Here is an 8,521-nt window from a genome sequence, read left to right as displayed (position 1 = left end):
CCACTACACCCGCTGAGGTCAGCGTTCGCCGGGCACCGGTCCGGGCGGTGGCCCGGCGAACACCACCCCCGCCCGAGCCCCCGAGCCCACCTCCATCGTCAAGCCGCCGCAGCCACCGCCCGGACCGGTGCCCGGCGAACGCTGACCTCAGCGGGTGTAGTGGAGCCAGACGACGCCGGTGGGGAAGTGGCGAACAGATTGCAGGGCAAAGGATTCCGGACGGAAGTCAGCCGCGAACACCGGAGTGCCGGAGCCGCACGCGACGGGGTTCACCTTGAGCACCAGTTCGTCGATCTCCGAGCGCAACGCGCCCGCGAGCTGACCGCCGCCGCACAGCCAGATGTCCAGGCCGGGCTCGGCCTTGAGCTCGCGGACGACGGCGACGGGGTCCGATGCGAGGACTTCCACGCCGGGCACGGGGGACAGGCTGGTGGAGAGGACGATCTGGCGCAGGTGCGAGTACGGGCTGGTGACGCCCTGCGCGAGCCCGGGTTCGTAGGTGCCGCGTCCCATGAGGACGGTGTCGAAGTGCCGGTTCGGCGCGTCGGCGGGGACGCCGAGCAGGCCCCGGATGTGCGTGGGCACGGCTTCGGGGTACTCCTCGGCGAGGGCGGTGATGTGCTCGCCCTGCATCGGGAAGAAGTCCATTTCGTGGTCCGGGCCGCTGATGAAGCCGTCCAGGGTGGTGGCGACGAAGTAGGTGAGCTTTCGCAAGGGGGTCTCCAATGGCTTGGTCGAGCGTGCCACGCCGAAGTGCACGCCTTTAGGTGACAGGAAGCCCGTTTCCGGGCTTCCGGAGTGCTGGTGCGGCTGGGCGCGGTGATGATGCTGCGGTCATCCGCGTCCGGTGGGCGCGGGTTTCCTGGCAGGAAGGACGTCAGCAGTGCCTCTCCCGACGATGACCCCCGAGCAGCAGGCCCAGGCCCTCGCCAAGGCGCAGCAGGCCCGCGCGGCGCGCAGCGCCCTCACCAAGGAGCTCAAGGAGGGTTCGCTCACGCTGCCTCAGGTGCTCGCCAAGGCGGACTCCGACGACGTCGTGCGCAAGACCAAGGTGCTGGCGCTGGTCAAGGCGCTGCCGGGGATCGGTGCCGTGCGCGCCGCGCGGGCGCTGGAAGCCGCTGGTATCCCGGAGAACCGCCGCGTCGGCGGGCTCGGGGAGCGGCAGCGCGCCTCGTTGCTGGCCGAACTGGCCGACTGAGCGGGCGGGCCGGGCTGGTCGCGTCATCAGATCACGCGGCCAGCCTGGCACGGCCCCCTTCTGTTGTGCAAGGGAAAAGCCGGTCAGCGCTCTAACAGGCAGCGGTTCTCCCGCGTCCACCGCACGCGCTGCGCCAGCTCGTCGAGCACACCGACCTTGATCCAGGTGCGCTGCGGCTGCAGACCGCGATCGGCCAGCGTCACCACCTTGACCGCAGCCGCCTCCTGGCGCGCGATCACCTTGTCCACCAAGCCTTCTGCGCTGGTGAGGCCGTAGGCGTCGGCGAAGATCTCGATGCGGCGAGCCCGGTCCGGCGGCTCGGTGAAGTCCTGCAACCGGAGAGCCGTCGCGTCGTCGCGGAACGGCGCGCTGTGCTCCAGCGCGTGGGCGACGTCGTTGAGCGGATCGCCGGGACCGGCCATGTCGAAGTCGATCAGGCCGACCGGTGCCGAGTCCTCCCACACCACGTTCCACGGCCCGAAGTCGCCGTGGCAGATCACCTCGCCCGGTCCCGCGCCGCCGGTTCGCAGCGCCCACTCCGCGCCGGGCGGAGCGACGAATCCGCGCACGGCCTCGTGGTACTCGCGGAGGAACGTCGCGAAGGCGCGCAGCCCGTGCTCCGGAGTGGCTTTCGCCCACGCGTCCCGCCCGGCGTCACCAGGCAGCATCGTCACGATTTCGCATCCACCCTCGATGCCGAGCGGTCGCGGCACCCGGTCGAAGCCGACTGAATGCAAGTGCTCCAGCAGCGTGTGCACAGTTGGGGTCCACCACGCGGCCGGGCGCAGCACTCGATCGCCGTCGACGGTGATCTCTCGGTCCACCACCCCGTCATCCTCCCGGTTGACAAGTAGGGGGCGTTAGGGGTTCCCCCTAGCCGCCCCGGCCGGGGTTTAGTTCAGCTCCCAGCGATGCCATGCAGGTGCATTGTTAAAAGTTCACCTATGGTTCGCGCTGGTGAGAGAACTGGACGTGGCCCGGTGCGCGCGCAGCGCCGGACCCCGCTCTCATGAGGGAGACGCGCACATGAGCGATGGCAACGGTACTGAGCAAAAACTGAGGGACTACCTCAAGCGGGTGACAGCCGACCTGCACCGGGTGCGCCAGCGGCTGGGCGCGCTGGAGGAACCGGTCGCGATCGTCGGCATGGCCTGCCGCTACCCGGGCGGGGTGAGCACCCCGGAGCAGCTCTGGGAGCTGGTCGCCTCCGGCACGGACGCGGTCGAGGGCTTCCCGGCCGACCGCGGCTGGGACCTCGACGCCCTCTACGACCCGGACCCGGACACACCCGGGACGACCTACGCCCGCGAAGGCGGCTTCGTGACCGGGGTGGACCACTTCGACGCCGCGTTCTTCGGCATCGCCCCGCGTGAGGCGATCGCGATGGACCCGCAGCAGCGATTGCTGCTGGAGACCGCGTGGGAGGCGCTTGAACGCGCGGGCATCGACCCGACCACGCTCAAGGGCAGCCGCACCGGGGTGTTCGCGGGGGTGATGTACCAGGACTACACGGCCCGGCCAGGTCTGTCCACAAAGGACTTGGAGGGCTCGCTGGGCGCGGGCGGTTCGGGCAGTGTCGCGTCGGGGCGCATCTCCTACGTGCTCGGGCTGGAAGGCCCGGCGGTCAGCGTGGACACGGCGTGCTCGTCCTCCTTGGTGGCGCTGCACATGGCGGTGAAGGCGATCCGCAACGGCGAGTGCGACCTGGCGCTGGTCGGCGGCTCGATGGTGATGTCGACGCCCGTGGCCTTCGTCGACCTGTCCCGGCAGCGCGGGCTCGCGCGGGACGGGCGCTGCAAGGCGTACTCCGACGAGGCTGACGGCACCGGGTGGGGCGAGGGCGTCGGCATGCTCGCGGTCGAGCGCCTCTCGGACGCGCGCCGCAACGGGCACCCGGTGCTGGCTGTGGTGAAGGGCTCCGCGCTCAACCAGGACGGTGCCTCCAGCGGCCTGACCGCACCGAACGGGCCGTCGCAGCGCCGTGTGATCGAGGCCGCGCTGGCGGACGCGGGGATCTCCGCGGCGGAGGTCGATCTCGTGGAGGGGCACGGGACCGGCACGGCGCTGGGCGATCCGATCGAAGCCCAAGCGTTGCTGGCGACCTATGGGCAGCGCGAGGCGGGTGTGCCGCTGTACCTGGGCTCGCTCAAGTCCAACATCGGCCACACCCAGGCCGCCGCCGGGGTCGGTGGTGTGATCAAGATGGTGATGGCGCTGCGGCACAAGCTGATGCCGAAGACGTTGCACGCCGAGAACCCGTCGGAGAGCGTCGACTGGACCGCCGGTGAGGTCTCGATCTTGACCGAGGCCCGGGAGTGGACGCGCGCGGAGCACCCGCGCCGAGCCGGTGTCTCCTCGTTCGGGTTCTCCGGCACCAACGCGCACGTCATCCTCGAAGAAGCGCCGGAAGGCGTGCCCGTGGAGCGGCGCGAGAACGCCGGCGCGGTGCCACTGGTGGTGTCTGGGCGGACACCAGAAGCACTGCGCGCGCAGGCCGAGCGGATCGCGGACTTCGTGGAGTCCTCAGAAGAGTCCATTGTGGACATCGCGTACTCGTTGTCCGCGACGCGCTCGGCCTTCGAGCACCGGGCGGTGGTGGTCGGAGCTGACCGCGCGGACCTGGTGGCACAGCTGCGCGAGCTGGCGGTCTTCGGCCAGGTCAGGGGTGACGCGCGCCGTCCGGTGTTTGTCTTCCCTGGCCAGGGCTCGCAGTGGGTGGGGATGGCGGCGGAGCTGCTGGACGGCTCGCCGGTGTTCGCCGAGCGCATGGCGGAGTGCGCGGCGGCGCTCTCGGAGCACGTGGACTTCTCCGTGCTCGACGTGTTGCGCGGGGTGCCCGGTGCGCCGCCACTGGAGCGCATGGACGTGCTCCAGCCGGTGCTGTGGTCGATCATGGTCTCGCTGGCGGAGCTGTGGCGCTCCTTCGGCGTCACCCCGGCGGCGGTGATCGGGCACTCCCAGGGTGAGGTCGCGGCGGCCGTGGTCTGCGGAGCGCTCTCGCTCGCCGACGCGGCGAGGATCTGTGCTTTGCGCAGCAAGGCGATCCTGACCGTGACCGGCCAGGGCGGGATGCTCGCGCTCACCATGCCGCGCGACGCTGTCGAAGGCCTGATCGCCCCGTGGGGGAGCGCGGTCTCGGTCGCGGTGGTGAACGGCCCACAGGCGGTGATCATCTCTGGGGACCTGGAGGCTCTGGAGCAGATCAGGGTGCTCGCCGAGGAGCGGGGCGTGCGCGCGCGGAAGGTCGCTGTGGACTGCGCGGGCCACTCGGCGCACATGGACCCGCTGAAGGCCGGGGTGCTGGCCGATCTGGCGTCGGTGCGGCCGATGGCCACGAACACGCCGTTCATCTCGACGGTGACCGGTGACGTGCTGGACACGGCGAAGCTGAACGCGGAGTACTGGGTATCCAACCTGCGCGACACCGTGCTCATGGACGCGGCCACGCGAACCGCCTTGCAGCGCGGGCACCGCACGTTCATCGAGGTCAGCCCGCACACCGTCTTGGCGATGGCCGTTCAGTCCACTGTGGACGACGTCGGGGTGGACGCGGTGGTCGTCGGGACCTTGAAGCGCGACGAGGGCGGGCTCGACCAGTTCCTGCGCGCAGCCGCCGAAGCGCACGTCATCGGCGCGACGGTGGACTGGACGCCGGTGTTCGACGGCGCGTACGCGGTCGACCTGCCGACGTACGCCTTCCAGCGGCAGAAGTTCTGGCTGGAGTCCGTCGAGTCGACCGGTGACGTCGCCGGAGCCGGACTGCGCGGCGCGGAGCACCCGTTGCTCGGCGCGATCATGGAACTGCCGGACGGCACGGGCGTGCTGTTCTCCGGGCTGCTGTCCACGAAGACGCAGCCGTGGCTGGCCGACCACGCGCTCGGCGAGACGGTGCTGTTCCCGGGGACGGGTTTCCTGGAGCTGGCGATCCGCGTCGGTGACGAGGTCGGCTGCTCCAAGGTCGAGGACCTGACGCTCCAAGCGCCGCTCACGCTGTCCACAAAGGACGGAGTGCAGCTCAGGATCAGCGTTGGTGGCCCGGACGCCACGGGCGCGCGCGAGCTGAACATCTACTCGCGGCAGGACGAGGAGTTCGTCTGCCACGCCACCGGCATGCTCTCCGCCGATCTGGCCGAGCCTGGCGCGACGACTCTGTCCGCGTGGCCGCCCGCCGGGGCTGAGGAGATCGAGGTTGACCAGCTCTACCAGCGCTTCGCGGAGAACGGTTTCGCCTACGGCCCCGCGTTCCAAGGCGTCCGCGCCGCTTGGGCCAGCGGTGACGACGTGTACGCCGAGGTCGCACTGCCGCCACGCCAGCGAGCCGACGCGGAGAACTACGGCCTGCACCCGGCACTGCTGGACGCCGCACTGCACCCGATCGCGCTGAGCACGAAGCTGTTGGAGCCCGGCGAGCACAGCTGGCTGCCGTTCGCGTGGACCGGCGTGTCACTGCACGCCTCCGGGGCTGAAGAGCTGCGCGTGAAGCTCTCCAGCGCGGGCTCCGACGCGGTCGCGCTGACGATCGCCGACGGCGTGGGCAACCCGGTCGCCGACGTGGAAGCGTTGGTGCTTCGGCAAACCCGCGCGCTGGAGACGCCAGTCAAGCGTCACGATTCGCTGTTCACCGTGGACTGGCAGGTGGCGCGGACCAGTGGTGAAATGCCGCAGCGCGTTGCGGTGGTCGGTGACGACGGACTCGGCATCGCTGACGAGCTGCAATCGGCTGGCCTCCGCGTTGAGTCCTATGTGGACCTCGCGGGCATGCCGGTTCTGGACGTGGTCGTGGCACCCGTGAGCGGCGGCACCGCGCGCGAGGTCACGCACCGCGCGCTGGAGTTGTTGCAGAAGTGGTTGGGGGACCAGCGCTTCGCGGACTCGCGGCTCGTGTTCGTCACAAAGGGCGCCGTGGGCAGCGGAATCACCGACGTGGCGGCGTCGGCGCTGTGGGGACTGGTCAGGACCGCGCAGTCGGAGGAGCCGGAGCGCGTGCGGCTCATCGACACCGACGACGTCTCGGCCCTGCCCGCGCTCCTGCTGAGCGCAGAGCCGCAGGTGCTTGTGCGGGAAGGAAAAGCGCTCACACCGAAGCTCGTCGCAGCGAAGGAACAGCGCCCGGGGACGCTGCCTGCGGGCGGCACGGTGCTGGTGACCGGCGGCACGGGCTCGCTGGGCGGAGCGCTCGCGCGGCACCTGGTCACCAACCACGGCGTGCGGAACCTCGTCCTGACCAGCCGCAGCGGCGTGAAAGCGGAAGGAGCCCGCGAGCTGCGCAACGAGCTGATCGAACTGGGTGCATCGGTCACCGTGAGCGCTTGCGACACCACGGACTTCGACGCGCTGGCCAAGGTGATCGCGGCCATCCCGAGCGACCGTCCACTGTGCGCGGTCGTGCACACCGCCGGAGTGCTCGACGATGGCACCATCGGCTCGCTGACGCCGGAACGCCTGGACACGGTGCTCCGCCCGAAGGTCGACGCGGTGCACAACCTGCACGAGCTGACCAAGGACCACGACCTCGCCGCGTTCGTCCTGTTCTCCTCAGCAGCCGGAGTGCTCGGTGGCGCGGGGCAGGGCAACTACGCCGCCGCGAACACCTTCCTCGACGCCTTCGCCCAGCACCTGCGCGAGCAGGGGCACCGGGCGACGTCCCTGGCCTGGGGGCTGTGGGACAACGTCAGCGACGAGACGCGCTCCGGCATCGTGCCCCTGACCTTCGAACAGGGAATGGCGCTCTTCGACGCCGCGCTCGGCATGGACGACGCGCTGCTCGTCCCGATGCGCATCAACAAGACCGCCCTCCGTGACGCCATTGGATCACCGGCGCTCCTGCGCGGCATGGTGAAGGCCCCTGCGAGGCGCGCGGCGGCCAAGACGGCCGTCAACACCGGTGACCTGAGGCAGAAGTTGGCTTCGTTGAGCGAAGAACAGCGGCTGGCCACGGTGACCGACCTCGTGCGCGAGCACGTGGCCACCGTCCTCGGGCACGCGAGCGCGGTCAGTGCTGACCACTCCTTCGTCGACTCCGGGTTCGACTCGCTCAGCGCCGTTGAACTGCGCAACCGGCTGGCCACGGCGACCGGGCTCCGACTGCCCGCGACACTGGTCTTCGACCACGCCGACCCGGTGTCACTCGCCCAGCACCTGCTTGGCGAGCTGGGGACGGCGGCCCCGGTGGAAGTCGTCGCGGCGCCCGTCGCGTCCGGCAACACGATCACGGCGCTGTACAACGAGAGTCTGGGCGCGGGGCGGTTCACCGAGGCCTTCGACTTCCTCCGCGCCACCGGAGCCCTGCGTCCGCGTTTCGACGGCGCGGCCGACCTGGGCGAGCTGCCCATGCCCGTGCTCCTGGCGCGGGGACCGCAGGCGCCGAAGCTCTACTGCTTCTCCTCCTGCATCGCCACGGCCGGAATCCACCAGTGCGCGCGCTTCGCGACGAACTTCCGTGGACTCCGCGACGTCTCCGCGCTCGCGCTGCCGGGCTTCGAGAACGGTGAACGCGTGCCGAGCAGCATGGCCGCCGTGATCGAGGCGCAGGCCGAAGCCGTGCGGCGCGACGCGGACGGAGCGCCCGTCGTGCTGCTCGGCGCGTCGGCGGGCGGCTGGTTCGCCCACGCGGCGGCGGCGCACCTGGAGAGCATGGGCGAGGAGGTCGCGGGCGTCGTGCTCGTCGACACCTACACGCCGCAGAGCAACGTGCTCAAGCACTTCGGGCTGCCGCTGATGGACGCGATGTCGCAGCGCGAAGGCGTGTTCGTCACGATGGACGAGGCCAGGCTGACCGCGATGGGCTGGTACCTCACGCTCTTCGGCTCCTGGGAGCCCTCGGCCATCAGGGCGCGCACGCTGCTGGTCCGGGCGACCGAGCCGATGGGTCAGCGCCCGCCGCAGGACACCGGTGAGGACTGGCGCCCGGCGTGGGAGCACCCGCACGACGTGATCGACGTGGCGGGCGATCACTTCTCGATGATGGAGCGCTACGCGTGGGGCACGGCGCTGGAGATCGAGAAGTGGATCAGCGCCGTTGCCGGGGGAGCGACCGCTCGACGTCGGCTAGCTTCTGCCGGACGTGGCTGACCCAGTACAGCGCCTCGTGCCGGTGGTCGGTGTCGACCTCCGCGACCTGGGCGTACACCTCCACCGTCTGCCGGTGGTAGGTGTGCCACTCCGAGGGGCGGGCGTGCGGGGCCGGGCGCAACCTGAGCAAGGTCTCGCGCGCCTCCCGCAACGTCCGTGACCGCATCGCCACCGCCCAGCCGTCCCTGTGTCGCACCCCGGAAGCCTCCTTGATCGTTCTCGGCCAGGGAGGCTTTCGGCGCAATACCGGGA

The 8,521-nt window shown here is 70.6% G+C and carries 5 protein-coding genes; 2 read left to right on the top strand and 3 right to left on the bottom strand.

Annotated features, from left to right (window positions below):
* Nucleotides 1-147 precede the first annotated feature (147 nt).
* Complete coding sequence (locus tag CCN37_RS23195; protein WP_086824585.1) at nt 148-714, bottom strand: dihydrofolate reductase family protein; 567 nt, start codon at nt 712-714, stop codon at nt 148-150.
* A 169-nt stretch (nt 715-883) separates the two neighbouring features.
* Here CCN37_RS23195 and mihF point away from each other — a divergent pair, with 169 nt between their 5' ends.
* Nucleotides 884-1,198, top strand: a complete 315-nt coding sequence (gene mihF / locus CCN37_RS23190) for an integration host factor, actinobacterial type (RefSeq protein ID WP_086824577.1) — start codon at nt 884-886, stop codon at nt 1,196-1,198.
* A gap of 83 nt (nt 1,199-1,281) precedes the next feature.
* On the opposite strand, the gene CCN37_RS23185 is transcribed toward mihF, so the two are convergent.
* Nucleotides 1,282-2,025, bottom strand: coding sequence for an aminoglycoside phosphotransferase family protein (locus CCN37_RS23185; RefSeq protein WP_210408169.1), 744 nt, complete (start codon nt 2,023-2,025; stop codon nt 1,282-1,284).
* A 199-nt stretch (nt 2,026-2,224) separates the two neighbouring features.
* Here CCN37_RS23185 and CCN37_RS23180 point away from each other — a divergent pair, with 199 nt between their 5' ends.
* Nucleotides 2,225-8,269 (top strand): type I polyketide synthase, encoded by a 6,045-nt coding sequence (locus CCN37_RS23180; RefSeq protein WP_086824575.1) that lies wholly within the window; start codon nt 2,225-2,227, stop codon nt 8,267-8,269.
* Here the strand turns inward: CCN37_RS23180 and CCN37_RS23175 are convergent.
* Complete coding sequence (locus tag CCN37_RS23175) at nt 8,208-8,465, bottom strand: AMED_5909 family protein (protein ID WP_086824573.1); 258 nt, start codon at nt 8,463-8,465, stop codon at nt 8,208-8,210. The genes CCN37_RS23180 and CCN37_RS23175 overlap by 62 nt on opposite strands.
* Nucleotides 8,466-8,521: the final 56 nt, after the last annotated feature.

Origin of the sequence: Allokutzneria sp. NRRL B-24872 (assembly GCF_002155965.1) — a bacterium.
GTDB lineage: Bacteria > Actinomycetota > Actinomycetes > Mycobacteriales > Pseudonocardiaceae > Allokutzneria.
Note: the sequence above shows the minus strand (reverse complement) of the source record. Positions and strands in the feature narration are given on the sequence as shown.